The sequence below is a fragment of the Hymenobacter amundsenii genome (assembly GCF_002204745.1).
Taxonomy (GTDB): Bacteria; Bacteroidota; Bacteroidia; order Cytophagales; family Hymenobacteraceae; genus Hymenobacter; species Hymenobacter amundsenii.
The window spans coordinates 73,086-98,959 of record NZ_NIRR01000014.1; the positions used below are offsets into that span (position 1 = coordinate 73,086).

Here is a 25,874-nt window from a genome sequence, read left to right on the forward strand (position 1 = left end):
TCACCTGTCATCCTGAGTGGAGAATTGGTTGCTCCACTTTCTGTTTCGGCCGCAGCCACCACGTAGCCAGCTCAAATCCGCAGGTGAGTACCAGCCCTATAGCCGCGCCGGCTACTACGTCGCTGAGCCAGTGGAACTCCAGTACCACCCGCCCCAGGCACACCAGCCCCAGCCACGCCAGCAGCCAAGGCCGCGCCCGCGGAAACCGCAGCGCCCAAGGCAGTAGTAGCCCGGCCGCGCCAGCCGCGTGTCCCGAAGGAAACGAATCGAACTGACCCGCCTGCCAGAAATCCGGGTTGGCGGCCAGGTGTTCGAACACCTGAAGCGGGCGGGGCCGCTTGAAATACATCGCCAGCAGATGGCGTGCTGCCTGACTGCCAACCAAGGTCAGGAGCGCGACCAGCCAGATGGTACTTTCCGGCCGTTGACGCCAGCGCGTGATGGCAAACAGCAGCAGTAACGCCAACCACACCCAGAGCTGCCGGGCCTGTAGGGCGCCCTGCAATGAATCGTGCAGGTGCATGAAACTCAGAAAGAAAGGCCGCAACGGCGCGCCATGCGGGTGCAGCAGTTTAGCCAGCGGTACATCTACGCCGATAATCAGCAGTAGAATTAGCGGGATGGCCAGCAGAGCCCCGAGAAGTAAGCATAGATAAAAACGCATAAGAGCGCATAGCTGTGGCACGGACTTTAGTCCGTCGCCCTTTTCTCAAGATCCTTGCATTTTGGGCGACGGACTAAAGTCCGTGCCACAGCCTCGTTCACTTTCCCAACGACACCATATTGGTAAGCAAACGATACGCCCCGGGCACGCCGGCGGGCAGCTCGCGGAACAGGGAGAGGCCGGTGTAGATGTAATGACCCTTGCCGTAATCGGCGACCAGGATGGCGCCTTCGCGGGCGGGCTCGTCGGGGTCGTGGCTGCTAATGACAGTCTGGTAGTGGGAATCCCACTTCTCGGGGTAGTAGAGGCCCTGCTCCTGCACCCAGCCGGTGAAATCGGCGGGCGTGATGCGGTTGGGGGTGTTGAGCAGGGGCTGTTTGGGGTTGAGCAGCGTTACGGGTGCGTCTTCCACCGTCACCCGGTCGCGGCTGAGGGTGAGCGGGTAGGGGCCGATTTCGGGCAGCACCGTGCCGCGGTTCACCACGTACTGCACCACCACGTTGCCACCGTTTTTCACGTAGTCCAGCAGGGCGGGCTGGCGGCTTTTGAGCTGGTCGACGGTGTTGTAGGCCCGGATGCCGAGCACCACGGCATCGAAGCGGCGCAGGCTGGTTTCGGTGAGGTCTTCGGGCTTGAGCAGGGTCACGGTGTAGCCAATCTGGCGCAGGGCCTCGGGCACCTCATCGCCGGCCCCCATCAGGTAGCCGATTTGCTGACCCTTGCGCTTGAGGTCGAGCTTCACGAGCGGGGCGGTGGCTTCGGGGAACAGCGTTTGGGTGGGGATGTGGTTGTAGGCAATGACCTGGTAGCCCCGCGAATACGCCTGGCCCTCCACGGTAGCCACGGCCCGCAGCTCGGTTTTGCCCTCCTTGGCTCCCGCCCCCGGTCGCACCTGGAACTGCACGGTCTGCTCGGCGTCTTTAGCAGCGAGGTCGAACGGCAGGCTGGCCGGCTCGGCCACCCAGCCGGCGGGCAGCGTGAGGGCCACGCTACCTTTCACGCCCGCCTTGCCGGCCCGCAGCGTCACGGGCACCGTTTTGGGTTGAGTATCGGCAAACACGAACGCCTGCCCGCCCACGTTCACCATCACCGGCGGCACCACCGTCAGCGGCTCGTAAATTTCGCCCCGCACGGGGTCGGTATGTTTGTATTGGACGGGAACGGCAATATCGAGCAGCTTACCCTGCACTTCGACGGTGACGAATATCTGGTCCTGAGGATCATTCTCGGATTTACCACGCAATTGTTGGTCGTCCACACGATACATTCCTGGTATAGATGGTTTTACCAACCAGTACGGCTGGGACGGTTCAGGCGCAGTAAATAGAACCTGAGTTTTTATAACCAATGGTTGATTCTGCTTCACTGTCTTGTTTACTTCTGTGTAAACCGCACCGTCGTCCGGACCAAGGTCAGTTGGTCCCACCTTTTTTATCAAAACTGATTCATTCGACCTATTGAGTATCTCTAAAACAACAGGAATACTGCCTCGACCTGACACAACAGTAGGATTGCCAGAACCAAAAATTGCTTCGACGTGCAGACCCAAACAAGCCCTAATAATCTCATCAATTTCATTCCGTTTTTCCTCACGCCAAAACTTACTGGCACTTGTCCTTTCAGGTGCAGTAGAATACCAATCTTTATTAGTCTCCTCCCGCACCTTCAGCAGCCCCGCCACACTCGCGCTCGGGTTAGTCGCATCATAGTTCCGAATCACCTGGTCTAGCAGCTTACCCACGGCCGCGCCACCAAGCACCCGGTTCCAGGTCAGGTCCACGCCGTCGAACAGGTCAGTTTTGGCGGGGGTGCCTTTCAGGAGCTGGAAATACTCCGGGGCCTCGCCGCGCTGGGCGCTGCTACCAAAGCCCTGGCTTTTGTGGTTGGTGCGGCTTTCGGCGGCAATTTCGCCGTAGCTGCGGCCCAGCAGCGCGTTGTAGCCGCCGGCATCGAGTTGAAAATACTGGCTCATGTCCTCGCCGGGCTTCACGAAGAAGCTGCCCGTGTTCCAGAGCAGGCGCTTGGCCTGCCAGGGCTGCACGTACTGCAGCTGATCGGGGAAACGCTTGGGGTCGGCGGCGGCATCGAAGGCCTCAATGGCCAGCATGGCCGAGGCCGTGTGGTGGCCGTGGCCGGCGCGGGCATCGGGCGGGAAGCGGGTAATCATCACGTCGGGCCGGCGCTGGCGAATCACCCAGACCATATCGGCCAGCACTTGGTCCTTGTCCCAGATGGTGAAGGTTTCGGCGGCTGTTTTCGAGAAACCGAAGTCGTTGGCCCGGGTGAAGAACTGCCGGGCCCCATCGACGCGGCGGGCCGCCAGCAGCTCCTGGGTCCGGATGACGCCGAGGCCCTCGCGCAGCTCGGGGCCGATGAGGTTCTGGCCGCCGTCGCCGCGGGTGGCGCTCAGGTAGCCGGTTTCCACGAGGCGGCCGTTGGCCAGGTAGGCTAGCAGGCGGGTATTCTCATCGTCGGGGTGGGCGGCGATGTAGAGGGCCGAGCCCAGTACGTTGAGCTTCTTGAGCCCCAGCAGAATCTCGGACGACGAGTACGTTTTGGGAGCCTGGGCCTGGGCCGTGACTGCATAAATGAGGGAATGCGTGAGCAGCGCCAGCAATAAAGCGGCAATACGGAGGGGGCAGCGAGGGGTCATGCGGGAAGCTTAAAAGAACGGCGGAGCGGGTAAAGATACGGGCCGGGGCCGGGGGTTGCAGGATGCATCCGTGGGGAGGAAAGCACCCGCTTGCCCAATTGTTTGCCCGCCGCATCGGAACGCATTCCGCCGGCCCGCTGGTTATGCACCCGGGCACGGGGCAACAAAACGCAGGTACCGTGCGTCTGAGGCACGGAATATGTGTTTATGCCGTTACAGGCAACCCGTTGGCCGCGCCCTGTCCATCGGATCGACTATCCTGTTCGCACCGGCCGCCGGTTCTATGTTCCGGCGGCGGTTATTTTTTTGATTTAGTTCTTCTTTAGGCTCTATGTCCTTTCCTTCTTTGCTGCGCCGGTCCGTGCTGGGGCTCGCGCTAAGCTTTCCCCTCCTGGCTTCGGCCCAATCGGTGGCCCCCGCTCCCCCCGAAACCGTCACGCCCGATGCCGCCGCCCTCCGGCAGTGGTACCTACTCGACCCCACCGCCGACCGCGTGATGGGCGTGAGCGTGAACCGCGCCTACCAGGAGCTGCTGGCCGGTAAGCCCACCACGCCCGTCGTGGTGGCCGTCATTGATGCCGGCATCGATACTGCCCACGCCGACCTGCGGCGCATTTTGTGGCGCAACGCCCGCGAAATTGCCGGCAATGGCCTCGACGACGATAACGACGGCTACGTGGACGACGTGCACGGCTGGAACTACCTGGGCGGGGCCGACGGCCGCAACATCAACCTCGAAACGCTCGAAGACACCCGCCTGCTGGCCCAGCTGCAACCCAAGTACCTGGGTAAGAGCCGCGCCGCCCTGCCCGCCGCCCAGCGCCCCGAGTACGACCTCTATCTAAAAGTAAAGAAGAGCTACGACGCCAAGGTGAAGGAAAACACCGACCGCCTGAAGCAGTACGGCCAAGTGTACGCCGACAATGCCCAGGTCGCCGATCTGGTCCGCCTCAACCTAGGCGTGGAGCGCCTCGATACGGCCACGCTGCGCAACCCGCCTACTTCCGACCCCAAAATGCGCCAGCTCACCGGCCAGCTCTACCAGATGCTGCTGCCCACCGGTTTCGCGTCGCTGGATGATATTCTGGCCGAGATGAAGAACGGCCTCAAGGAAACCCAGGACCAGCTCGACTACGGCCTCAACCTCAAGTTCAACCCCCGCCCCATCGTGGGCGACGACCCCGCCAACGCCGGCCAGCGCAACTACGGCAACCCCGACGTAGCCGGACCCGACCCCCTGCACGGCACCCACGTGGCCGGCATCATCGGGGCCGACCGCACCAACGCGGCCGGCATCCTGGGCATCGCGCCTGACGTCCGGATTATGGCCGTGCGGGCCGTGCCCGACGGCGACGAGCGCGACAAGGACGTGGCCAACGCCATCCGCTTCGCCGCCGACCACGGCGCCAGCATCATCAACATGAGCTTCGGCAAGTACTACTCGCCCCAGCGCCCCGCCGTGGAAGAGGCTATTCGCTACGCCGACAGCAAGGGCGTACTGCTAATTCATTCGGCCGGCAACGAAAACAACGACCTCGACAAAACCCTCCAATACCCGGCCCCGGTGTTCAGCAATGGCCAGCGCATTCCGAACCTGATTACGGTGGGCGCATCCTCGCGCGACAACGACGCCGGCCTGGCCGCCGAGTTCTCCAACTTCGGCAAAACCCAGGTCGATGTGTTCGCGCCCGGCAACCAGATTTACTCCACCCTGCCCGGGGGCCGCTACGGCAACCTGAGTGGCACAAGCATGGCCGCCCCGGTGGTTACGGGCATCGCGGCTACGCTCAAAAGCTATTTCCCCCAGCTCACGGCCGCCGACCTCAAGCGCATCATTCTGGCCTCGGCCCAGCCCCTGCACACCAAAGTGCGCCAGCCCGGCGGCACCAAGCTGGTCGATTTCGCCGACCTCTCCAACACCGGCGGCATCGTGAATCTCTACCGCGCCGTGCAGCTGGCTCAGCAAAGCACGCCGGCTGTGAAGTGATTAGGGAGCAAGAGGGCGGGTAAAAAAGAACGTCATTCTGAGCGGAGCCGAAGAATCTCTACCGTAATGCTAATTCTAACGCTGAGGGTTATCTATTACGGTAGAGATCCTTCGTCCCGTTCTGAATGACGTTCTATCTTACCCATCTTTAACCCGCTCTGCCCCCTACTCTACCTATGCTGATTCCGCAACTGCTGTTCCTGCGCAAGCTCCAGGGCTCCGACGATTCGCCGCCGCCACGCCAGCGCCGGCCAGTTCCCGGCCGCCGCACGGCCCGCGACCGGCGCTGGTGGCGGCGGCAGGTAGTGAGTGTGCTGCTGCTGGCGGCGGGCGTGTTCTCGGCCGGTTTCGGGCTTGAAAGCTTCCTGCTGCCCGGCGGCTTTCTGGACGGGGGCGTAACCGGCGTGTCGCTGCTGCTGCGGCAGGTGTTCGGGTTGCACTTGTCAGTCCTGATTGTGGTGCTCAACGTGCCGTTCATGATTATGGCCGGCCAGCAGCTGGGCCGGGGCGTGGCGATGCGGACGCTGCTGGCCGTGCTGGCCCTGGCGCTGGTACTGGCCACCGTGCATTTTCCGATTGTGACGCACGACAAGCTCCTGATTTCCGTGTTTGGGGGCTTTTTTCTCGGGGCCGGTATCGGGCTGGCCATGCGCGGGGGCGGCGTGCTCGACGGCACCGAAATCATGGCCATCTACCTGAGCCGTAAAACCAGCCTCTCGGTCGGCGACATTGTGCTGGTTTTCAACATCGTAATTTTCGGCGTAGCTGCCTACGTGCTATCGGTCGAAACGGCCCTGTACTCCATTTTGGCCTACCTCTCGGCGGCCAAAACCATCGACTTTGTCATTGATGGCATTGAGGAATACACCGGCGTCACCATCGTATCGGGCCGCTCGGAGGCCATCCGGCGCATGATTACCGAAAAGCTGGGCCGCGGGGCCACCGTGTACAACGGCAAGCGTGGCTACGGCACCCGCGGCGCCCAGCCCCAACCCGTCGATATCGTGTTCACCGTCATCACCCGCCTCGAACTCGCCCAGCTCCGGGCCGAAGTCGAGCTAATCGACCGCCAGGCCTTTATGGTCATGCACAGCGTGAAAGACACCAAAGGCGGCATGATCAAGAAGCGGCCATTGCACTAAGGGCTGGTTGTTGGTTGTCAGTGGCCACTGACAACCGGCAACTGATATCTTTGCCTCATGGCTGCTCCCCTCCTGCTCACCGACCTCTACATTTACCCTGTAAAATCGCTCGGCGGCATCCGCCTCACGGAGGCTGTGGTAGAACCCCGGGGCCTGCGCCACGACCGCCGCTGGCTGATCGTGGATGAACGCAACCGGTTCATGACCCAGCGGCAGACCGCGGCCATGGCTCACCTGAAAGTAGCACCCGCCCACAACGGCTTCCTGCTCAGCCATCAGGAGCGGCCCGATATGCTGCCGCTGTACGTGCCGTTTGCGGGCACACCGGAAAAAACACTCTTTGTCACCATCTGGGACGATATGGTGTTCGCTTGGCGGGCCCAGCCCGAGTGCGACGAATGGCTGTCGGAGGTGCTGGGCCAATCGTGCAAGCTGGTGTACATGTCGGATATGGTGCGCCGCGACGTAGAGCCCGACTACAACCCCGAGGGCCAGCTGGTCAGCTTCGCCGACGGCTACCCCTTCCTGCTCATCGGTCAGGAATCGTTGGCCGAGCTGAACGGCCGCCTGACCGAGCAAGTAGGCATGGACCGTTTCCGACCCAACCTCGTATTCAGCGGCGGCGCGGCTTTCGCCGAAGATGACTGGGCCGAATTCACCATCGGCAGGGTAGCCTTCCGGGCCGTGCGGGCCTGTGGGCGCTGCATACTAACCACCATCGACCAAACCACGGCCCAGAAAAACCCCACCGGGGAGCCGCTGCGCACCTTAGCCGCCTACCGCAACCAGGATGGCAAAGCCATGTTCGGCCAGAACGTAACCACTACCGCTGCTGCCGGTCCGGTGCGCGTGGGCGACACGGTAACGGTAAGCAGCTACAAGGCTTAGTGGAATCGTTGCGGCATAGCCTAGCTGGGTGGTTGCAGTAACTAGAAATGCTGATTCCACGGTACACCGGGCGTTTTCTCGGCTTAAACCTTTTTTAATATATCTATTAGTGTGCTAGCGTTTTGCCAGGCTGCAAAAATACGATACCTTTGAAAAAACAATATCATCCCGGATAATACATATACTTTTTCGGGAGTTGTTGTTGCCTGCTCTCTTTTCTCATTATGCCTCTGCCTTCGCCTATTCGCCGCCTGCTGCTACTTGCGGCATTGGTATTGCTGGCCACGGCGAGCCGGGCCGCAGGCAACCCGCAACTAGAGCAACTCCAGCAGGTCTGGAATAGCTTACTGCACCACTACGTCACGGCCGAGGGCCGCGTGGATTATGAGGCCCTGCTCGATGCTGACGATGACCAGCTGCGGGGTTATCTGCTAAGCTTGCGCAAAGTGCAGCCTGCCGCCACCTGGACGCCCGATGAAACCAAGGCCTTCTGGCTTAACACCTACAACGCCGCTGCTACCTACCTAGTACTGGAATATTACCCCGTTGCCAGCATCAACGATATCCGCGTCAAAACCGTCGGTGGTTACGAGTCGGCTTGGGAAACGGTGGCCGTGAACGTGGGTGGTCGCAACTATTCGCTCAACCAGATTGAGCGGGAAATGCTGCGCGACCAGTTCCACGACCCGCGCATACACTTCGCCCTCACCTACGGCGCGGCAGCGGCGGCCCCGTTGCGGGCCGAGGCGTATGAGGGTAGCCAACTCAACCGCCAGCTCGACGAGCAGACCCGCCACTTTCTCAACGATTCGGCCCTCAACCAACTCAGCCCCCAGCAAATCCGCCTTTCGGATTTGTTTCGGGCCTACGCGCCCGAGTTCGGGTCGGAACCCGAGCTGCTGGCCTTTATCAACCGCTACGCCCACGCGCCGGTACTGCCTGCTGCGACTATCGATTATCTCTCCTTCAACTGGGCGCTCAACAACCGGAGCACGCTCAGCAGTACGCAGGCCCTGAGAGCCAAGAAGTAGCCGGGGCGGCCAACTCCGGCCCGCGCTGCCCCGTACCGCTGAGCGGTACGGGGCTTTTTATGCCCCTCCGGTTTTCCGCCTGCCCTATGAATCTCGCTCTCGTTCTCGCTTTTCTGCGCGACCTCGCCGCCCACAACCACAAAGCCTGGATGGACGAGCACCGCCCCCGCTACTACGCGGCCCGCACCGAATACACGGCCCTGGTAGCCGAGCTGCTGAGATTGGCAGCGGCCGACCTCGAACCGGGTTTGCGCGGCCTGCGCCCCGCCGACCTGATGTTTCGCATCAACAAAAACGACCGTTCCCAGCTCGACCCCGAGCCGTACAAGCGCAACATGGGCGCCGGCTTTAAGCCCGGCGGGCGGCACAGCGCCCGGGCCGGCTACTTCGTGGCCGTGCAGCCCGGCGGCGGCACCTACGTGGGCGCCGGCTACCGGCGGCCCGCCCCAGAGGAGTTGGCCCGCATTCGCCAAGAAATTCATTACAGCGGGCCCACCTTTCACGCCCTGCGGCAGAACGCAACGCTACTCCATCACTTCCCCGCTGGCCTCGACCAGTCGCAAGCCCTGAGAACGGCCCCTAAAGGCTACCTCCGCACCGACCCCGACATCGAGTGGCTGCGCCTGAAAAGCTTCTTCGTCTGGCAGCACTTTCCCGACGCCGATGTGGTGCGGCCCGACTTCGCGGCCCGCGTGCTCGAAGCCTGGCAAGCGGCTAGGCCACTGGTTGCGTTTCTGAACCATGCCCTGGAATAAGGTAAAAATCAACGAAAACAGGCCTAAACCAAAGCCCGGCAGATTGCCACTTACTTTGATTTAGGCCTGCTTTTTCGCGTATTCCTACTAGAATAGCCCAAATAACGTGCTATTGATTTTCTCGATGATGACACTCAGGTCCTCGGGGTTATTCACGTAATCGAGGTTATTGACGTCGACGATGAGCAGCTTGCCGTGGCTATAACCGCGAATCCACTCCTCGTAATGCTCGTTGAGGTGCTTGAGGTAATCGATCTTGATATTGTTCTCGTAGTCACGGTTGCGGCGCTCGATTTGCTGCACCAGCTTGGGCAGATCGGCCCGCAGGTAGAGCAACAGGTCGGGCGGGTCTACCATGCTGATCATCGACTCGAACAAGCCCAGGTAGTTCTGGTAATCACGCTCACTCATCAGGCCCGACTGGCTGAGGTTGGCCGCGAAAATGTGGGCATCCTCGTAAATCGTGCGGTCCTGAATGACGCCTTTGTTGGTCTTTTGGATCTGTTTGATCAGCTGCGTCTGGCGGAAGCGGCTGTTGAGAAAATACACCTGCAAGTGGAAGGCCCACCGTGGCATATCGTCGTAGAAATCCTTCAGATAGGGGTTGTGGTCTACATCTTCGAGGAAGACTTCCCAGTTGAAATGATGGGCCAGCTTGTTGGCCAGCGTGGTTTTGCCGGCCCCGATGTTGCCGACGATTGCAATGTGCATAAGTGAGGGGCGAAAAAGCAGAGCCCCAAAAATAGCAGTTCCCGGCCGAACCCAACACAGCCTCAGGCTACCCGTTGTTTTATGTAATTCGTTATCTGTACATTACAACTCTAATCCTCACGCCATGAACAATCTGTCCCTTGTTCCTCTAGGCTCCCTGACCGACACCAACGGCAAGCCGCTCGTGGATATCCAGCACTCGCCCGAACGCGGTTTGGTTTATGTGCAATGGTTTGGCAACCTAACCAGCCGCGAAGTAGTTCAGGTGGCGCGCAGCTACCTCGACATCCAGACCAAGCTCCACAACCCACTCCTACTCAATGACAAACGCCTGGCAACCGGCGACTGGAGCGAGGCGATGGAATGGCTGGAATATGAGTGGCTGCCCGCATGTATACACGCGGGGCTGCGCACCATAGCCTACGTTTTCTCCCCCGATATGCACAACCAGCTGGCCAGCTTGGATTTCTATGAGCGGGTGCAGCAGCATCTGCACCTTAAGCTATTCTACGACATGCCCGCAGCTCTGCAGTGGCTGCAGCAACGGAGCCAGTCTTCTGCCTCTGGCTTTGAGGCAATGGACACTTCTACGTAAAGGCAACCTATAATACGCCACTCAAAGCATCGGCCTCGCCGCCCCAATTATACCAGGGCGGCGGGGCCGATGCTTTGAGCGACCAGTCATCAGGCAAATCACTCGCGGATGGCATCCTTCACGTCGCGGGCTTTTTCCAGGGTTCGGAATTCGCCCTGCAAGGTGCGGATGCGCAGACGTTCCTCCAGCGAAAGGTCAGTGCGAACCTGCTCATAGCGGGCATTCAGACGGCTGAGCACGTCGCTGGCGGCAACCCACTCCGTCTGCGACCAGCCTTTTTTCTCGGTTCGCATGGTTTCTACCAAGCGCAGGTACAAGTCGGGTAAGTCGGTAGCGCGCACCCGGCTGATGTTCACTTTTTGCCCCAGCATCCGGTCCTGGGCCTGAGCGGCAGTGGGTTGCTGGCGGGCCGTGGCCTCCAGGCTATCCTGGCGGGCGGCCCACTGCTCGTAGCGGGTTTTCTGGGTTTTGTATTCCCGTTTGCCATCGGCGCTCAAGCTGTCCACGGCTTGGTCGAGGCGGCGGCTCTGGCGGTCGAACTCCGACGATATTTTGGGCAGTTCGCGGCGGGTGGCCACAGTAGCCCGCTCGACCTGCGTGCCGACCCAGCTGCTGAAGTCGCTCAGTGTACGTTCGAGGCTGTCATTAGGGCGGGTCGTTTGCTGGGCCGTGGCGGGGGCCGCTAGCAATAGGCCCATAGGCAGTAGCAGCGCGGAGAAGGCCATCATTTTCATAGGAACGGAAGTTAGGTCGGGGTGAAAAAGGAACTGAGGGCTGTATAGGGTTAGCCCCAGCAGCCGGTTGGATGAGGCAATTTCCGGCCCAAAACGGCTAAGTGAGCCTAAAGGGTTCGGTTTTGCCGCGAATTATGCCGTTTTTTGCCCGCTATGTCAGTTTCTGCCGCCGCTCCCGCGCACATCCAGCCCGCCACCTCCGCCGATATTCCGACTATTCTGGAGCTGGCCGAAGCCACCTGGGAGCCCACCTACCGCTTCATCATTTCGCGCGAACAACTGGAATACATGTACCGCGTGATTTACACGGCGGCCTCCCTAGAGCGGCAGATGAGCGAGCAGGGCCACCGGTTTCTGCTCGTGTACGTGGCGGGTCAGGCCTGCGGTTACGCCTCTTTTTCGACCCAGGATGAGCCGGGCTTTTATAAGCTACACAAGATTTACGTGTTACCCTCGCACCAGGGCCAGGGCTTGGGCCAGCAGCTCATTGGGGCCGTCGAGCAGGCCGTGCGCGAAGCCGGCGGCCACATGCTCGACCTGAACGTGAACCGCCACAATCCCGCCCTGGCCTTTTATGAGCACTTGGGCTTCCAACGCCACCACGAAGAGGATATTGCCATCGGCCCCTACTGGATGAACGACTACGTGATGCGGAAGGAAGTAAGAGGTGAGAGGTGAGAGGTGAGAGGTGAGAGGTGAGAGGTGAGAGGTGAGAGGTGAGAGGTGAGAGGTGAGAGGTGAGAGGTGAGAGGTGAGAGGTGAAGTACTAGCTCGTAGCGGGCAGGTTGCGGGGGATAGCACTTTTCTTCTGCCTAATTTACCGCCTCATTCACGCATTCACCGAGTCACTCATTCACTGTACATGGCTACTAAACTCACTGTTCTCAGCAACGGCTCCCTCCGGGTAGAGGGTACCGATTTCGAACTCGTTGATGCCCAGGGCAACACCTACGGCCTCGGCGGCCGCGAGCGGATCAGCATCTGCCGCTGCGGCCTATCGGCCAACAAGCCTTACTGCGACGGTTCGCACAAAGGCCACTTCGAGCACGACGCCACCGCCTTCGATTTGCCCGCCCCCGGAACGGCCCCGGCAAAGCCGACCCCACCGCCCGCCACCCCCGATCAGCCCTTGGGCTAAATCTAGCGCATTGCCAAAAAACGAGAAATGCCCCCGTTACATCAGTAGCGGGGGCATTTCTCGTTCAATGCAGTGCGGACCCAACAGCTGAATCCGTTATCGACTAACCGCAGGGCCTAGCTTAGAACAGCGAGTTCACGAACTCGACGTACTCCTGGCGGGCTTCGTCCTGGCCTTTACCGCGCAGGCCATTCCAGGCGTCGTATTTGGCAATGGCTTTAAAGTCGAAGCCCCCGGGCCGGTCGCCGGAAATGTCGCCTTCGCTGCCCTGCTTGTAGAGGGCGTAGAGTTTGAGCAAGGTCGTGTTATCGGGCTTGGTAGGCAATTCTTTGCTGCGGGCGGCGGCGGCTTCAAATTCTTGGGGAGTGGCCATAAGTTGCTGGAGGTGAATAGGAGGAATGGAATGAGTGAGGGAAGCCCGAAGCACTGTCAGGCTTCCAGATTCCCTCGGCAAAAGGTACGGATTGCGGACGAAATAGTCGGCTTGCAGCGTTTATTTTGCGCGTATCTTCCAGGCACCGACCCATCTTTTCGCCTCACTTTCCTGCTCCTTATGCTCAAACCGCTCCTCACTAGCCTGCTATTCGGCGGCGCCTTGCTATCGGCTCCGGCCGCCGTAGCCCAAAAAACCTACCTGCACTGCGGCCGCTTGCTCGATATGCGCTCCGACCGCGCCCAGCCGGCCATGACGCTGGTAGTAGAAAACGGCCGCATTCTGGCTGTCGAGAAGGGCTACGCCACCCCCAGCGGCCCCCAAGACCAGGTTATCGACCTCAAGAACCGCACCGTGCTGCCCGGCCTCATCGACTGCCACGTGCACCTGGAGGGCGAAACCAGCAAGGAGGAGTACCTGCGCGAGTTCACCCAGAACCCCGCCGACGTGGCGTTCGGTTCGCTCGACCACGCCCGCAAAACCCTGCTGGCCGGCTTCACTACGGTGCGCGATTTGGGCGGCTCGGGTGTGAACGTGGCGTTGCGCAACGCCATCAACCAGGGGAAGGTGGTGGGGCCGCGCATTTTCACGGCCCGCAAGGCCATATCGGGCACTGGCGGCCACATGGACCCCACCAACGGCTACCGCCTCGACCTGATGGGCGTGCCCGGCCCGGCCGACGGCGTTATTAATAGCCCCGACGAAGCCCGGCAGGCCGTGCGCGAGCAGTACAAGCGCGGCGCCGACCTCATTAAAATTGCCAGCACCGGCGGCGTGCTCAGCGTGGCCAAAGACGGCTCGGCCGCCCAGATGACAGAGGCCGAAATAAGGGCCGTGGTGGAAACGGCGCGGGATTTGGGCCTGGCCGTAGCCTGCCACGCCCACGGGGCCGAGGGCATGAAGCGGGCCATTCGGGCGGGCGTAACCAGCATCGAGCACGGGACGCTCATGGACGACGAAACGATGAAGCTGATGGTGAAAAACGGCACTTGGTACGTTCCCACCATCACGGCCGGCAAATCGGTGGCCGACTCGGCCAAAATCCCAAACTACTACCCCGCCCTCGTCACGCCCAAAGCCCTGGCCATCGGCCCCAAGTTGCAGGGCACCTTCGGGCGGGCCTACAAGGCGGGCGTTAAAATCGCCTTCGGCACCGATGCGGCTGTGTTTCGCCACGGCGTGAACGCGCTGGAATTCCGCTATATGGTGGAGGCCGGCATGCCGCCTATAGCTGCCCTACGGTCGGCTACCGTATCGGCCGCCGAGCTACTGGGCCAGACGGCTAACCTGGGCACGCTGGAGCCAGGTAAGCTGGCTGACGTGGTGGCCGTGGAGGGCGACCCGGTGCAGGATATCGAGGCCATGCAACGGGTGCGCTTCGTGATGAAGCAGGGTACGGTGTACCAGAATAAGTAATGATATGAACACGGGATACACCTGTTCCCGAGAGCCTGATAATTGCTTTCTAAGCAAGCATGTCTTGCATCGAAGCGTTAATTCCTCCTACCCAAAACCTACCTGGTGAATAGCAATGGCCTATTTGAAAAATAATTAGCGGTTAATGAACTTTTTTACAATAACTAGGCACGGTTGTAGCCCTGGCTATATATGCCGTTTCTATTTAAATATCGGGCAGCTGATTCGAACGGGTTCTTCTCACCTTTTTACTATCGCCTATTATGAAATGCTACCTTATTGGTGGGGCCGCGGCCCTGTTGTTCATCGCCAGTGCTGGCCAGGCCCAGCAGTTACCCCGTGAGCCCGAAGCGCAATACCCCGAGCGCCCACGTGGCCAGGACCGATTCGATAATGCACGCACCTCCCAGCCTAACGCCGACCCGTTCCCGCACTACCGCTCCAGCCTCGGCCTGGAGATGGGGTGGGGCGCCCCTTATGGCTTAGGCGTTATATACGCCTACAATGTGTCGCCGGCCTTCGATGTGAATGTGGGCGCCGGCATCGGAGTGGGAGCCAAAATTGGAGTTGGTGCCCGCTATTACTTCCGGCCCGATCATGCGTTTACACCTTATGTGGGCGTGAACCTGGTACGCACCGGCCGGCTCGAAAACGTAAACGTGGATCTGAATGGCGAAGAAGCCATTTATTCGATGAGCCCGAGCGCCGTAGCACACCTGCGGGGCGGTATTCGCTGGCAGCCGGGCCGTATTGGCCTGCTGGGCACGGTGGGCTACGGCTCGCGCCTCACCGGCGACCCCGTCACCTACGATCCGGCGTACTACCCAAGCCCAAGCCTGCGCGACCTTGTACAGACCATCAGCCCCGGAGGAGTGGAGTTTTCGGTCGGAATGGTTATTGGCTTAGGAAGATAAATCACTAGTGAACAATACTTAGCCGCTATTCAGGATCATTACGTTAGACGGTACTACTAGCTTATAACTATGCTAAAAATCCCGACGGCCTTTGCGGCTGCCGGGATTTTTAGCATAGTTGACTTTACTGTTAATTCTCTCTAATTCTGACGAAAGACACTTTGTTATTAACTTACCAAACAAGACGTTAATCTAATCGGTGGAGCAGGTTGAGCTGCATTAAGGCCTCCGTGTTGGGAGGCTAGCCTAGCAACCAACTACCTTTTCAGGGCCTTTTTGGGCGAAATAAGCATCAATTTCAAGTTTAGGCGCACCACGTCGCCCATGCCCCGGCAGCGGCTGAACTGCTTGGTGCCGTGGTGGCGGTTGAGCTCATGCTTGAGCTGGTTGACTTTCTCGCGGGTCGAAATGGTGTCGCGGCGCAGGCAGTCGATGAGGTCTTTGAGGCGGTGGCGCTCCGAGCGGGCCCGCCGGCCCATCAGGGTGCGCTCCTCGGCCTGGTACTGGCGGATAGTTTCGGGCTTGAGTAGCCGGCTGCAGAGCTGCACGATTTTGCGGTTGTCTTTGAAGAACTGGGGCAGGTACATGTTCTTCTTGCCCTCGTAGCACTGCTGGTCGAAGTCGATGGCCCGTACCCGGTACTGCTCATCCTCGAAGTCAAGCGTCACGTCAATCACGTAATTGTAAGCCCGCATATCGCCCAGCAGCCGGGCGAAGCACCGCTCGTTGAATTTCACGAACTCCTTGGCAATGCGTACCTGATTGAGATGAGGCCGCGAGAGGTGATGCAGAATAAACGCATCGCCCGGGATGCCGGCAATGTGCTCCTCGATAAGCGTGGGGCCATAGAGCATATAGTTGATGCTGTTGGGCGAGAGAATGTGCTCCAGCTCCAGCCCATAGACCCGTGAGGCATCGGCCTTTTTCACGTAGAAGTAATCGTAGTTATCGTTGAGCTGGTTGACGATGCGCACCCGAAATGGCTGGCTGTTGCCGAAGCGGCAGTAGTCGATACGGTCGGCAATGAGGTGCTCGGTATACGATAAGTCGCCGGCGGTTTTGAGCAACGCGTACACTTCGGCCAGTCCCTCGCTCAGTTCCCGCAGGGCGTTGGGCTCGTAGTACACCGTTTCCCAGAGCGAGTCGTTGCCCTGGCGGTCGAGGAGCGGGAAGGCGCCGGTGAAGCGGGCTAGGTCGGAATAGGTAACCGGCAGGCGGGTTTCGCGGTCGTATTCGAGTAGGTAGTTGCGCAGCAACTCGCCAACGGGGTACGTAATTTTCTTTTTCGAGATGAGCGTCACGGGCGGGCGGAGGTAAGGGCGAAAGAGGGGCGGCAGGGGTTGTTGCATCATACGCCCTTCCGGCGGCTTTCGCCGGAAATACCTGCCTGCGGGCGCTATGTAGCTGTTCTATTGTATCTTCGCTAGCGGCCATCTTGCGGCCCGGGCTCCCTCATGAAAAAACTCCTACTCACCCTCTCTATCGTGCTGTTATGCCCGGTGCTGTCGCCGGGCTGGGGCACATTTACGCACCGCACCATCACGCAGCTGGCCGTTTATTCGCTGCCCCCGGCCATGCGTAATTACTACTACCGCCACCTGCCGGAACTCGTGAACCGCAGCGTGGGCGACGAGTCCCGCGACCAAGACCCGGCAGAGGCACCCAAGCACTTCATCCAGATGGACCACTACGGCACGGACCCCTTCGGCATCATGCCCAAGGAGTGGGAAAAGGCCGTGGCCAAGTACACAGCCGACACGCTGCGCAAGTACGGTACGCTACCTTGGGCCATCATCGAAACCCAGGGTAAGCTCACGGCCGCCTTCCGCGACGGCGACAGCACAGCTATCCTGAGCCTGTCGGCCGACTTGAGCCACTACGCGGCCGATGCCTACGTGCCGCTGCGTACCACCGAGAACTACAATGGCCAGCTCAGCAAGCAGGAAGGGCTGCTGGCGCTTTGGGAAAGCAAGCTACCCGAGCGGTTTATTGGCAAGTACAAGCTCCACAACGAACCGGGCCGCTACCAGAAAGATGCGCTTTCCGACGTCTGGCAGGTGGTGCAGGAGTCGTACGGCTTTTTGGGTGCCACCTTCGATTTTGAGGAGGACGTGACCCGCAACTACACGCCCCAAACCAAGTACGTATTCAGCCACAAATACGGGCGCACCCAGCGGGCCTACTCCGACGACTTTGCTGCTTCCTACCACGAAAAAGTAGGCGGTATGGTGGCCTTCCGGATGAAGCTGGCCCCGACGTTGGTGGCCTCGATGTGGATGACGGCCTGGAAAGAGGCCGGCTCGCCTAACCTCGACAAGCTGCTGAAGCGCCCGTTTTCGAAAGCCGATAAGGACAAGCTCGACAACGAACTGAGCGCCTGGAAGGAAAACGTGCTCGTAGACCAGAAAAACCTGCTGGCCCTGGAGCCCATGAAGGCCGAAGCCCGCCGCGACCTTATCAATGCGGCCCGCGAAATGCCCACCTTCTCGGCCGATATGGAGGCGAAAAAGACAGTAGCCCCGGCCGCAACGCCGGTGGCGGCCGCGCCGACGCCGGCTCCGGCCGCGCCCACCAAAGTCAAGACTAAAGTGAAGCCCGCCGACGGACCCGCTACCAAAGAAAAAGCCAAGCCTGCCAAGGCCAAGAAGAAGGCCGACGACAGCTGGGGCTCCCCCGCCGGTTCGGGCTGGTAGCCATAGGCACCGCGGCCAGTTCGGCTTTCGGTTTTTACCTTTAAGGGGCAGCGCGGCCATAGGGCCGAGCTGCCCCTTTTTCGTTTTCCGACTCCCTGCCCACCTTTTGCTATGAAGTTTCGATTTCTTTGCCTGCCGCTGCTGCCCCTGTTGGCGTTGGCGCTACCCGCCTGTAACCAGCAGCCGTCCGAAGATACTGCCGCCACGCCCCCCCCGCCGCCCCCAGTGCCCGGCCCCGACCTGATGGCGCTGGCCGATTCGAACGCCGCCCGGCTGCTGCTGGCCTACGGCCGCCAGTACCCCGGCCACGAGGTGCTGCTGCAAACCCGGCTGGGCAACATGCGCATCCGCCTCTACGACGATACGCCCATCCACACGGCCAATTTCCTGCTGCTGGCCCGCAAGGGGGTGTTCGACGAGTCGGTGTTTAACCGGGTGGTGAAGGGGCTGGTTGTGCAGGGCGGGGGCTCGGAGCGGCGCACCATTGCCCTGCACAGCTACCGGCTGCCGCCCGAAATCCGACCCGGGCACTTCCATAAGCGCGGGGCCCTGGCCATGGCCCGCTACGATGGCGAAATGAACCCCGACCGGCTCTCTTCTAACAATGATTTCTACATTGTGCAGGGCGAGAAAATGCCGCCCGCTCAGGCCCGGGCCAACGCCGGCCGGCCCCTTACTCCCGATCAGGTGCAAACCTATGCCACCCTGGGCGGCGTCCCGGGCCTCGACGGCCAGTACACCGTATTCGGCGAGGTGGTAGAAGGCCTCGACGTTATCGACAAAATAGCCAACGAGCCCGTGGGCACCGATAACTGGCCCACCACCGACGTAGACATTAAAGTAAAAGTGCTGAGGTAAGGTAAAATGGGGCAGTGGTGATTGAGAGCATCAAAAAGTGTGGGGCACTTGGGCTAAGCGGCCATCTGCATCGGTTCCGCTGGCACTGACCGAAAGCCCGGATACTGCTGTCGGAAACAGTCTTCCCATTCCTCGTTGAGCACCTTGGTGCGGGCCTGTACGAGCAGATGCGCGCCCTTTTTGGTCCACTGCATCTGCTGTCGCTTCACCATTCGCTTGGCCAGCACCTGGTTCACGGCCGACTCCACAAAGCCCGTAGACACCCGTTCGCCGTAGTGATGCCGCTCGGAGTAGTCCACGATGAAGCTGCTGTTTTGCTCTACATACGTCTGGAAATCAGCAATTAATCTGCTCAACGGCTTCAGCTTACCATATTTCTTGGCCACCAGCGGGTCGTCTTGATGCGTGGCCAGGATATCGTCCAGATCCCTGATTTTTTCCACCGCTCGTTCCGCGTTGCCGTGCCAGAGGTGCCACTTGATGCTATGCAAACGGTCCTGCAGCGCTTTGCCACCGGCCGCATCGACCTGGACCACGCCCAGCGCGTACTGCCGCAGTACCGTCAGGCGCATGGTCAGGTGAAACCAGTCCAGGATGTGGGTGGACTCCGCACTCAGGTAGCTGGTCAGCGACCGCAGCACCGCGGCGCCGTCCGTGAAAAATTCCACTGCTTGATTGGCCTGCAGCCCCTGCGAACGCAGCACCTCGAACACCCGTCGGCGCGGCTTGGCATCGACCTCCTGCACGAAACCGAAGCATTTGGCAGCCCCTTCGGCGGGAATGCTTTTGCCCGCAATCACCTCGAAACAGCCTTTTTTATGCCAGTGCCGGACGTAGCCACCGTCGAGGCCGACCACCAGCGGGTGGGGCGGGCACGGCAAGGCCTCGCGGTCGCGCTGGCAAACGCCGTGAAAAGGGGCCACTTCCTGCGGCAGCTGCCGTTCCTGCGCCTCGACCACGGCGTGCAGGTGCTGCTGGATGGTCGTGCCTGTGAGCTTCGCACTCAGGGGCAGCACGTCGTGGAGCAAATCGGCCGTTTTCTGGTAGGGAATCAGGCTGGCCCACTTGGTTTCCAGGTACAGCAACTCCGGCGTCACGTGCTGCGGAAACAGGTGCTGCAGGGGACTGAAGGTCTTCGGTCCGGCCTCGGTGGGTGGCAAGTAGTAGCGCGGGCTATCGACCGTGACGTTGCCGAATAAGGTTTTCAACTGGAGCGGGTAGCTGCCTTTCTTGCGCAACCCGCTGGGCTGGTGCGCCTGCAGGTGCGTCGTTATCTGCTGCCCAATCATCGTTTGCTGAATGCGCTGCAGCAGCTCCTTCGATTCGGCCAGCGTTAGGCCCACGCTAGCTAAGCTCAGGTCCTCCCGGCTCCAGGTGAACACGTCTTCGAGCAGGGGCTCTTCGCCTTCCGACAGGCACGCCACCAATTGTAGTTTGAAGTTCATGACATCAAGGGATTTAAGGATTACAGCAAGGCCTTCACTTTACGAACCGTGTTGATGGCCACGTCGCACAGCTTTGCCGTTTTGCGCACGCTCAGGCCCGCGCGCAGCTGCCGGGCGACGGCGGCATACTTTTTCAGAAAGACGGCTTTGTCTTCCTTCGCGCCCACCGGGCGGCCAATCGTGACGCCTTGCCGCCGCGCCTCGTCCATGCCCGAGAGGATGCGCTCGCGCAGGGTCTCGCGCTCCAGGCGGGCAAATTCGGCCAGCAGCGTGAACATGAACTGGGCGACGGGATTACGTTTGCCGTTTTTGAGCGTTTCAATCCCAAAGTTTTGGACGTAGATACTGACGCCCAGCTGCGTCAACTCCTCGACGATTTGCAGCACTTCCACGGTGGAGCGGCCCAAACGCGAGACTTCGCTCACCAATACTTTCTGGATGGCGCCCCGGCGGCTCAGTTCCAGCAACTGCTGGATGCCCTCCCGATCCTGATTCCGTTTGGCGCCGCTAATCTTCTCCGAAATCTCGGCCACCACCTGCACGGCCTGACTCTGGGCCACAGCGCGCAGGTCCTCCACCTGCCGCTGGTAGTCCTGCTCCTTTTTGGAGACGCGCACGAAAATAACGGCCTGTTGCATGGCGCAAAGCTACCTGGGCTGTATCAAGAAAACCACTTGGTTTTCTTGATACAAATTTCAGGAGATTAAATCCGCGAAGAAATAGTCGTAACCGCCCTGCGAAAGTAGAAAATCGGGATTACCCTTTAGTTGATACAGTTTGGCTAGTTTCTGGTTAACCTGGTCTTTGTCGAAGTGTTCCGGCCGATAGGTCCAGAACCAGGTCGGTACGTCGTCCTCTCGGATATCCTCGCCGGCCAGTAAACGGTCATGCGCTTCGTAGGCCCAGCTGAACTGGTCGAGCGTGCGCTGGTCATAGCCGCGGGGGCCGCCCACTTCTTCCGGCGGGCAGGCGCGGCGGCCACTCAGACACACCGGCCCGGTGGGGACTGCTGTTGCAGGCAGCACTTTCTCGACCCGTACCTGGTGCTGCCAGTAGTCACCGAAGTCATAGGTATAGGTGAACTTATCATTGACCCGCCACGGGAAATCGCCCAAGTGGACTCGCCGGGCGTCATCGGCGTACCATGTGCCGCCTGCGTAGCTCAGGCCGTAGTCCTTGCCCCACAAGTGAAAGCAGTGCAGGTGCCAGTTCTCCCAGCCCATCGCTACCTGGAAAATATGATGCAGCTCGGCCAGGGTAGTGTCGCCCCGCACCAACACGCGCCGGCTGATTTGCGGGCTGATGCCGAGCAGATGAATCTTTAGTTGGTAGCCCCCAGCTAGGCGGTCAGGAGTGGAAGCAGCAGGTGGTTGGGTCATGGTCTTTGCCGACAGCTACGGCTTCCCAAGGTAGCCGGAGAAGCGGCCTCCCCCAACTGCCCCACACTTTTTGATGCTCTCGTGGTGATTTGATGCCTTGAGGGCCCTAAAGCTGTTTACGAAGTCAAAAGAACGTCAAGTTGAACGATTGCTACGAAGCGGTGCAGATGCTTCGACAGGCTCAACATGACAGTATGATTGATTCCAAGTATGTTGTAAACTGCTGCCCTACGGTGTAATTCAGCCGCCAGAATACCACCGCCCTATTTCATCACCTCGCTTTCCCGCCGGATGCGGATGAGGTGCGTATGCTGCACATCGCCGGGCTGCTCCTGCATCAGCTCCAGGGCTTCGGCGCGGGTGTAAGTCAGGGCCTTATCGGTGAAGAAGCCGGCGGCACTGACGTCGGCCTGCGGGTCGGTTGACTCCTGGCGGGCGGGCAGCAAATCGACCGATTTCGGGCCGGCTTTACTAACGCGGTAGAAGAAGTAGCGCTCCTCCAAGCTACCGGCTGGCTGGTAGGCCACCACGTACACATCGCCCCGGCGGGGGCTGCGGATTTTCTGTACCAGGGCCGTATCGGGGGCGGTAAGTGGCGAGGCCGAAGCGGGCGTATCGGTGGAAGAAGCTGGTGGGGCGGGCATGGCGGCGGCGGGCGGCGGCATGCTGGCCGTCCCCGTGGCGGGGGTGTCGGGCCGGCAGCCCACTGTGGCGGCCAATAGCAACCCTAATCCTAGAGTTCGAGCGAAAGAAAGCATACGTAAGGGCAAGGCGAGGTTGCCGTAAGTACGCGATTTACCGGCAACTGACCCGAAAACGGAAGCACTTGAGCACAAAAAAGCGGCCCGCAAAGATGCGGGCCGCTTTTTTGTGCTTCAGGCAGGTAAACCTACCAGATGCGGGCCCGGTCGGTTTCGGCGCGCATCATTTTGGCGTTTTCCTTGCAGCCGAAGGCCTCAAAGAACTCGGGCATGTTCATGAGCGGCCCCACGGTGCGGTACTGGGCCGGGGAGTGCGGGTCAGTCATAACTTGCTGGCGCAGATACTCGGGGCGGGCATTGGTGCGCCATACCTGCGCCCAGGCCAGGAAGAAGCGCTGCTCGGGCGTGAAGCCGTCGTACTTGGGCACGTTTTTACCAGCGTTGGCTTTCTGCAGAGCCGAGTAAGCCAGGGCCAGCCCACCGAAGTCGGCCAGGTTTTCGCCCATGGTCAGCTTGCCGTTCACGTACACCGAATCGAGGGGTGAGAAGGCCGAATACTGCTTGTCGACCATGTCGGCGCGCTGCTGGAACTTGTCGGCGTCCTCCTTGGTCCACCAGTCGCGCAGGTTGCCCTGGGCGTCGTACTGGCGGCCCTGGTCGTCGAAGCCGTGGGTGATTTCGTGACCGATAACCGCGCCCATGCCACCGTAATTCACGGCGTCGTCGGCGTTCGGGTCGAAGAAGGGTGGCTGCATAATGCCGGCCGGGAACACGATTTCGTTCATGCTCGGGTTGTAGTAGGCATTCACCGTGGGCGGCGTCATGCCCCACTCCTGGCGGTCAATCGGCTTGCCGAACTTGCTCACGTTATCCTTGGCTTCCCACTCGCGGGACGCCAGCACGTTCTGCAGGTACGAATCGCGCGAGATATTGAGGGCCGAATAATCCTTCCACTTATCAGGATAACCGATTTTAACGGTGAAGGCAGCCAGCTTCTTCAGGGCCTCCGTTTTGGTAGTGGCGCTCATCCAGTCGAGTTGCTGAATGTGCTCGCCCATGGCCGCCTTAATGTTGCTCACCATCACCAGGGCCTTCGCCTTGGTATCGGGGGTGAAGGCTTTCTCGACGTATACCTGCCCGAAAGCCTCGCCCAACGCGCCGTCGGTCGAGCGCAACATGCGCTTCCAGCGGGGCTGCTGGCGCTTGGCGCCGGTCAGGATCTGGGAGAAGCGGAACTGCTCGTCGCCGTAGGCCTTGGGCAGCGCCGAAGCAACCGACGACACCAGATGCCAGCGCATGTAGGTTTTGAGGTCGTTCACCGACGCCGTTTTCATGACGCTGTTTAGCTCCTTGAAAAACTCAGGCTGTCCCACAATCACCTGCTGAGCCGCGCCCAGGCCTATGGCTTTGAGGCTGGCGGGCAGGGCGAGGTTGGGGTACTGCTTGTTGGCCTCCACTACCGTCATTTTGTGGTAGTTGGCCTGCGGGTCGCGCAGAGCCACGCGGCTCTTGCTGGCCTTGGCCAGCTTGGTTTCGAGCGCCAGCACGGCGGCGGCATTTTTGGCGGCCGTGCTCTCGTTGTCGCCCAACATCTTAAAGGTGTTGGTCAGGTAGGTCGTGTAAGCCGTCCGGATGCCTTTCGAGCGGGCATCGTCCTTGAGGTAGTAGTCACGGTCGGGCAGGCTCAGGCCGCCCTGGCCCAGGTTCACGGCGTACTCGTCGCTCTTCTTCTCATCCTGGCCCACGTACTCGTTGAAGAACGCGCCGGTCTGGATGCGGGCCTGGTGGGGCAGCTCGGCCTGCACATCGCGCAGGGTTTTGAGCTTGCTGATGCGGTCGAGCTCGGGCTGCAGGTACTTGAGGCCCGCCCGCTCAATGCCCATCGAGTCCATGGCTGAGGCGTAGAAGTCGCCCACTTTCTGGGCGTTCGAGCCCTTGGCGGCAGAAGTGTTGGCCGCCGACTCGTCGAGAATCTGACGCATAACGGCGTTGTTCTTGTCGGATAGCTCGTTGAAGGAGCCCCAGCGCACCTCGGCGTCCGGGATGGGGTTGTTTTTGAGCCAGTTACCCGAGGCAAACTCAAAGAAATCGTTGCAGGGGTCGGCCGACCGGTTCACGTTGGCCACGTTCAGGCCGGTACCCGTGGGGTCGGCAGCCATCATGGGCGCGGCATCGGTGGTAGTCGACTCTGCGGTGGGCATAGCCGGCTTGCTCGAAGCACAGCTGGCCAGCGACAGGCCGGCCGCAGCCACCGCAGCTAATGTCAGGTTGTTATTTCTTTTCATAAAACAGGAGGAAAGGTGGACGTGTGGGAAAGTAAATCTACCAAATAAGGGGCAAATCGTTTTTCAGTGAATCACTACTAACGCAAGGCATGGCGTACAACGGGCTACCCAAGCATTGGACGGACAACAATTTCGCGGGGGCGGCGCCGCCCGGAACTCACCACTGTTCTAACCGCCCCGGCTCCCGGTCAGCATTCCCGGGGGCCACCGGTTTTGTGGTGCTACCTCCCCGCGCGGCTGCGTAACTTGCGGGCCTGATGCCCTTGTACAACCGTCGCCCCGAGCCGGGCCTTTCTTCCCCTTCCTCGTCGCCTACTGGGGCGGCTTTGCCCCCCGCCGCGCTGCCGCTCAGCGAGTTGCTGGCCCGGGTGCGCCAGACGCTGAGTGAGCGGTTCGCCGACTCCTACTGGGTGGTAGCCGAAATCTCCGACCTCACGCTGCCCCGCACCGTGGGGGCGCACTGCTACCTCACCCTCACCGACCAGCACACCACCGCCCGCGGGGCCACGCTCAAGGCCCAGGCCCGGGCCACCATCTGGAGCCAGCGCTACCAGCAGCTGGCAACGGCGTTCGAGCAGCAAACCGGCCTCACGTTGCGGCCGGGGCTCAAAATTATGCTCCGGGTGCAGATCAAGTTCCACGAGCAGTACGGCCTGAGCCTCGATGTACTGGCCCTCGACCCCACGTACACCGTGGGCGATTTGGCCCGGCAGCGGCTTGAAACGCTACGCCGCTTGGCCGCCGACGACCTGCTGGAGCGGCAGCGGCGGCTGGCGCTGCCCCTGGGGGTGCAGCGGGTGGCGGTTATTTCGTCGGCCACGGCGGCGGGCTGGCAGGATTTCGTGCAGCAGCTTCAGGAAGCGCCCTACGATTTCGCGCTGACGCTGTTTCCGGCCACCATGCAGGGCGAGGGGGCTCCGGCCAGCATCCGGGCCGCCCTCGACGCCATCCGGCCCCGCCGGGCCCAGTTCGAGGCCGTGGTTATTATCCGGGGCGGGGGCTCGAAGGCCGATTTGCTGGCTTTTGATGATTTCGGGCTGGCGGCGGCCGTGGGGGCGTTTCCGCTGCCCGTGCTCACGGGCATCGGCCACGAGCGCGACGAGGCCGTCATCGACCTGACCGCCCACCTGGCCCTGAAAACGCCGACCGCCGTGGCTGCCTACCTCATCGAACGGCTGGCGCGCCTCGAAGCGGCGTTGGAAGGCTACGGGGGCCGCATCCGGGAAATGGCCCAGCAGCAGGTGCAGGCGGCGGCGGCCCAGCTGCGGCGCCGCCTGCGCTTGGCCCAGCGCGCCGTGCAGAGCCAGCTCCAGGACCACCGCGAGGCGCTGCATGAGCGCATCAGGGCGGCGGCTACCGCGCCCCGGGCCCAGCTGCGCCAGCAAGAGCAGTTGCTGGGGCGGCGACGACACCAGCTGCACCGGGCCGCCCGCCACGCCCTGCGCCAGCACG

At 61.0% G+C, this 25,874-nt stretch carries 24 protein-coding genes; 13 read left to right on the forward strand and 11 right to left on the reverse strand.

Annotated elements, in window-relative coordinates; all coding sequences use genetic code 11:
* Positions 1 to 7: 7 nt before the first annotated feature.
* Together CDA63_RS10265 and CDA63_RS10270 are read right to left on the reverse strand one after the other, a co-directional pair.
* Entirely contained in the window at positions 8 to 664 is a 657-nt protein-coding gene (locus CDA63_RS10265; protein ID WP_088464366.1) for a phosphatase PAP2 family protein, read from the reverse strand.
* A 97-nt stretch (positions 665 to 761) separates the two neighbouring features.
* A complete protein-coding gene (locus tag CDA63_RS10270) occupies positions 762 to 3,317 on the reverse strand; it encodes a PIG-L family deacetylase (RefSeq protein ID WP_088464367.1) in 2,556 nt (851 codons plus the stop codon).
* A 331-nt stretch (positions 3,318 to 3,648) separates the two neighbouring features.
* Between CDA63_RS10270 and CDA63_RS10275 the strand changes: the two genes are divergently transcribed.
* From CDA63_RS10275 to CDA63_RS10295, 5 genes are all read left to right on the forward strand, one after another.
* Complete coding sequence (locus CDA63_RS10275) at positions 3,649 to 5,304, forward strand: S8 family serine peptidase (RefSeq protein ID WP_088464368.1); 1,656 nt, start codon at positions 3,649 to 3,651, stop codon at positions 5,302 to 5,304.
* Positions 5,305 to 5,480: 176 nt separating this feature from the next.
* The gene (locus CDA63_RS10280) at positions 5,481 to 6,446 is read left to right on the forward strand and encodes a YitT family protein (protein ID WP_088464369.1); all 966 of its coding nucleotides are present in this window, start codon (positions 5,481 to 5,483) and stop codon (positions 6,444 to 6,446) included.
* Positions 6,447 to 6,503: 57 nt separating this feature from the next.
* Positions 6,504 to 7,334: an MOSC domain-containing protein gene (locus CDA63_RS10285; RefSeq protein WP_088464370.1), complete on the forward strand. Its 831-nt coding sequence runs from the start codon at positions 6,504 to 6,506 to the stop codon at positions 7,332 to 7,334.
* A gap of 224 nt (positions 7,335 to 7,558) precedes the next feature.
* Positions 7,559 to 8,365: a DUF547 domain-containing protein gene (locus tag CDA63_RS10290; RefSeq protein WP_088464371.1), complete on the forward strand. Its 807-nt coding sequence runs from the start codon at positions 7,559 to 7,561 to the stop codon at positions 8,363 to 8,365.
* Between the two features lie 86 nt (positions 8,366 to 8,451).
* Complete coding sequence (locus CDA63_RS10295; RefSeq protein ID WP_165768263.1) at positions 8,452 to 9,120, forward strand: DUF2461 domain-containing protein; 669 nt, start codon at positions 8,452 to 8,454, stop codon at positions 9,118 to 9,120.
* A gap of 87 nt (positions 9,121 to 9,207) precedes the next feature.
* Here CDA63_RS10295 and CDA63_RS10300 read toward each other — a convergent pair whose 3' ends face one another.
* Complete coding sequence (locus CDA63_RS10300; protein ID WP_088464373.1) at positions 9,208 to 9,831, reverse strand: deoxynucleoside kinase; 624 nt, start codon at positions 9,829 to 9,831, stop codon at positions 9,208 to 9,210.
* A gap of 124 nt (positions 9,832 to 9,955) precedes the next feature.
* Between CDA63_RS10300 and CDA63_RS10305 the strand changes: the two genes are divergently transcribed.
* A complete protein-coding gene (locus CDA63_RS10305) occupies positions 9,956 to 10,426 on the forward strand; it encodes a hypothetical protein (protein ID WP_088464374.1) in 471 nt (156 codons plus the stop codon).
* A gap of 98 nt (positions 10,427 to 10,524) precedes the next feature.
* Here CDA63_RS10305 and CDA63_RS10310 read toward each other — a convergent pair whose 3' ends face one another.
* Entirely contained in the window at positions 10,525 to 11,154 is a 630-nt protein-coding gene (locus tag CDA63_RS10310) for a hypothetical protein (RefSeq protein WP_126546811.1), read from the reverse strand.
* Positions 11,155 to 11,313: 159 nt separating this feature from the next.
* On the opposite strand from CDA63_RS10310, the gene CDA63_RS10315 reads away from it, so the two are divergent.
* Both CDA63_RS10315 and CDA63_RS10320 read left to right on the forward strand, forming a co-directional pair.
* Positions 11,314 to 11,838 (forward strand): GNAT family N-acetyltransferase, encoded by a 525-nt coding sequence (locus tag CDA63_RS10315; RefSeq protein WP_088464376.1) that lies wholly within the window; start codon positions 11,314 to 11,316, stop codon positions 11,836 to 11,838.
* 184 nt (positions 11,839 to 12,022) lie between these two features.
* Positions 12,023 to 12,298 (forward strand): CDGSH iron-sulfur domain-containing protein, encoded by a 276-nt coding sequence (locus CDA63_RS10320; RefSeq protein WP_088464377.1) that lies wholly within the window; start codon positions 12,023 to 12,025, stop codon positions 12,296 to 12,298.
* 121 nt (positions 12,299 to 12,419) lie between these two features.
* Here CDA63_RS10320 and CDA63_RS10325 read toward each other — a convergent pair whose 3' ends face one another.
* Positions 12,420 to 12,671, reverse strand: coding sequence for an acyl-CoA-binding protein (locus CDA63_RS10325; RefSeq protein ID WP_088464378.1), 252 nt, complete (start codon positions 12,669 to 12,671; stop codon positions 12,420 to 12,422).
* Between the two features lie 180 nt (positions 12,672 to 12,851).
* On the opposite strand from CDA63_RS10325, the gene CDA63_RS10330 reads away from it, so the two are divergent.
* Both CDA63_RS10330 and CDA63_RS10335 read left to right on the forward strand, forming a co-directional pair.
* On the forward strand, positions 12,852 to 14,147 hold the full coding sequence (locus tag CDA63_RS10330; protein WP_088464379.1) for an amidohydrolase family protein: 1,296 nt from the start codon (positions 12,852 to 12,854) through the stop codon (positions 14,145 to 14,147).
* A gap of 263 nt (positions 14,148 to 14,410) precedes the next feature.
* Complete coding sequence (locus CDA63_RS10335) at positions 14,411 to 15,061, forward strand: hypothetical protein (protein WP_088464380.1); 651 nt, start codon at positions 14,411 to 14,413, stop codon at positions 15,059 to 15,061.
* Positions 15,062 to 15,318: 257 nt separating this feature from the next.
* On the opposite strand, the gene CDA63_RS10340 is transcribed toward CDA63_RS10335, so the two are convergent.
* On the reverse strand, positions 15,319 to 16,362 hold the full coding sequence (locus tag CDA63_RS10340) for a hypothetical protein (RefSeq protein WP_088464390.1): 1,044 nt from the start codon (positions 16,360 to 16,362) through the stop codon (positions 15,319 to 15,321).
* Positions 16,363 to 16,515: 153 nt separating this feature from the next.
* Here CDA63_RS10340 and CDA63_RS10345 point away from each other — a divergent pair, with 153 nt between their 5' ends.
* Both CDA63_RS10345 and CDA63_RS10350 read left to right on the forward strand, forming a co-directional pair.
* Positions 16,516 to 17,754 (forward strand): zinc dependent phospholipase C family protein, encoded by a 1,239-nt coding sequence (locus CDA63_RS10345; RefSeq protein WP_088464381.1) that lies wholly within the window; start codon positions 16,516 to 16,518, stop codon positions 17,752 to 17,754.
* Between the two features lie 111 nt (positions 17,755 to 17,865).
* Positions 17,866 to 18,612: a peptidylprolyl isomerase gene (locus CDA63_RS10350; protein ID WP_088464382.1), complete on the forward strand. Its 747-nt coding sequence runs from the start codon at positions 17,866 to 17,868 to the stop codon at positions 18,610 to 18,612.
* A gap of 53 nt (positions 18,613 to 18,665) precedes the next feature.
* Here the strand turns inward: CDA63_RS10350 and CDA63_RS10355 are convergent, their stop codons facing one another.
* The 5 genes from CDA63_RS10355 to CDA63_RS10375 all read right to left on the reverse strand — a co-directional run bounded on the left by CDA63_RS10355 (position 18,666) and on the right by CDA63_RS10375 (position 24,422).
* A complete protein-coding gene (locus CDA63_RS10355) occupies positions 18,666 to 20,057 on the reverse strand; it encodes an ISKra4 family transposase (RefSeq protein WP_088464383.1) in 1,392 nt (463 codons plus the stop codon).
* A 20-nt stretch (positions 20,058 to 20,077) separates the two neighbouring features.
* Positions 20,078 to 20,695 carry a recombinase family protein gene (locus tag CDA63_RS10360; protein WP_088464384.1) on the reverse strand — a complete coding sequence of 206 codons (618 nt, stop codon included), beginning with the start codon at positions 20,693 to 20,695 and terminating at the stop codon, positions 20,078 to 20,080.
* 57 nt (positions 20,696 to 20,752) lie between these two features.
* Positions 20,753 to 21,436 carry a plasmid pRiA4b ORF-3 family protein gene (locus tag CDA63_RS21350; protein WP_088464385.1) on the reverse strand — a complete coding sequence of 228 codons (684 nt, stop codon included), beginning with the start codon at positions 21,434 to 21,436 and terminating at the stop codon, positions 20,753 to 20,755.
* A gap of 263 nt (positions 21,437 to 21,699) precedes the next feature.
* Positions 21,700 to 22,194, reverse strand: a complete 495-nt coding sequence (locus CDA63_RS20845) for a hypothetical protein (RefSeq protein ID WP_165768264.1) — start codon at positions 22,192 to 22,194, stop codon at positions 21,700 to 21,702.
* Between the two features lie 131 nt (positions 22,195 to 22,325).
* Positions 22,326 to 24,422 carry a M13 family metallopeptidase gene (locus CDA63_RS10375; RefSeq protein WP_242434638.1) on the reverse strand — a complete coding sequence of 699 codons (2,097 nt, stop codon included), beginning with the start codon at positions 24,420 to 24,422 and terminating at the stop codon, positions 22,326 to 22,328.
* Positions 24,423 to 24,679: 257 nt separating this feature from the next.
* Here CDA63_RS10375 and xseA point away from each other — a divergent pair.
* A partial coding sequence (gene xseA, locus CDA63_RS10380; RefSeq protein WP_126546812.1) for an exodeoxyribonuclease VII large subunit occupies positions 24,680 to 25,874 on the forward strand: 1,195 nt, incomplete at its 3' end.

Bases quoted from the DNA above. Each gene is read 5' to 3' on its own strand.
- CDA63_RS10265 (WP_088464366.1), bottom strand. From the start codon at position 664: ATGCGTTTTTATCTATGCTTACTTCTCGGGGCTCTGCTGGCCATCCCG.
- CDA63_RS10270 (WP_088464367.1), bottom strand. From the start codon at position 3,317: ATGACCCCTCGCTGCCCCCTCCGTATTGCCGCTTTATTGCTGGCGCTG.
- CDA63_RS10275 (WP_088464368.1), top strand. From the start codon at position 3,649: ATGTCCTTTCCTTCTTTGCTGCGCCGGTCCGTGCTGGGGCTCGCGCTA.
- CDA63_RS10280 (WP_088464369.1), top strand. From the start codon at position 5,481: ATGCTGATTCCGCAACTGCTGTTCCTGCGCAAGCTCCAGGGCTCCGAC.
- CDA63_RS10285 (WP_088464370.1), top strand. From the start codon at position 6,504: ATGGCTGCTCCCCTCCTGCTCACCGACCTCTACATTTACCCTGTAAAA.
- CDA63_RS10290 (WP_088464371.1), top strand. From the start codon at position 7,559: ATGCCTCTGCCTTCGCCTATTCGCCGCCTGCTGCTACTTGCGGCATTG.
- CDA63_RS10295 (WP_165768263.1), top strand. From the start codon at position 8,452: ATGAATCTCGCTCTCGTTCTCGCTTTTCTGCGCGACCTCGCCGCCCAC.
- CDA63_RS10300 (WP_088464373.1), bottom strand. From the start codon at position 9,831: ATGCACATTGCAATCGTCGGCAACATCGGGGCCGGCAAAACCACGCTG.
- CDA63_RS10305 (WP_088464374.1), top strand. From the start codon at position 9,956: ATGAACAATCTGTCCCTTGTTCCTCTAGGCTCCCTGACCGACACCAAC.
- CDA63_RS10310 (WP_126546811.1), bottom strand. From the start codon at position 11,154: ATGATGGCCTTCTCCGCGCTGCTACTGCCTATGGGCCTATTGCTAGCG.
- CDA63_RS10315 (WP_088464376.1), top strand. From the start codon at position 11,314: ATGTCAGTTTCTGCCGCCGCTCCCGCGCACATCCAGCCCGCCACCTCC.
- CDA63_RS10320 (WP_088464377.1), top strand. From the start codon at position 12,023: ATGGCTACTAAACTCACTGTTCTCAGCAACGGCTCCCTCCGGGTAGAG.
- CDA63_RS10325 (WP_088464378.1), bottom strand. From the start codon at position 12,671: ATGGCCACTCCCCAAGAATTTGAAGCCGCCGCCGCCCGCAGCAAAGAA.
- CDA63_RS10330 (WP_088464379.1), top strand. From the start codon at position 12,852: ATGCTCAAACCGCTCCTCACTAGCCTGCTATTCGGCGGCGCCTTGCTA.
- CDA63_RS10335 (WP_088464380.1), top strand. From the start codon at position 14,411: ATGAAATGCTACCTTATTGGTGGGGCCGCGGCCCTGTTGTTCATCGCC.
- CDA63_RS10345 (WP_088464381.1), top strand. From the start codon at position 16,516: ATGAAAAAACTCCTACTCACCCTCTCTATCGTGCTGTTATGCCCGGTG.
- CDA63_RS10350 (WP_088464382.1), top strand. From the start codon at position 17,866: ATGAAGTTTCGATTTCTTTGCCTGCCGCTGCTGCCCCTGTTGGCGTTG.
- CDA63_RS10355 (WP_088464383.1), bottom strand. From the start codon at position 20,057: ATGAACTTCAAACTACAATTGGTGGCGTGCCTGTCGGAAGGCGAAGAG.
- CDA63_RS10360 (WP_088464384.1), bottom strand. From the start codon at position 20,695: ATGCAACAGGCCGTTATTTTCGTGCGCGTCTCCAAAAAGGAGCAGGAC.
- CDA63_RS21350 (WP_088464385.1), bottom strand. From the start codon at position 21,436: ATGACCCAACCACCTGCTGCTTCCACTCCTGACCGCCTAGCTGGGGGC.
- CDA63_RS20845 (WP_165768264.1), bottom strand. From the start codon at position 22,194: ATGCTTTCTTTCGCTCGAACTCTAGGATTAGGGTTGCTATTGGCCGCC.
- CDA63_RS10375 (WP_242434638.1), bottom strand. From the start codon at position 24,422: ATGAAAAGAAATAACAACCTGACATTAGCTGCGGTGGCTGCGGCCGGC.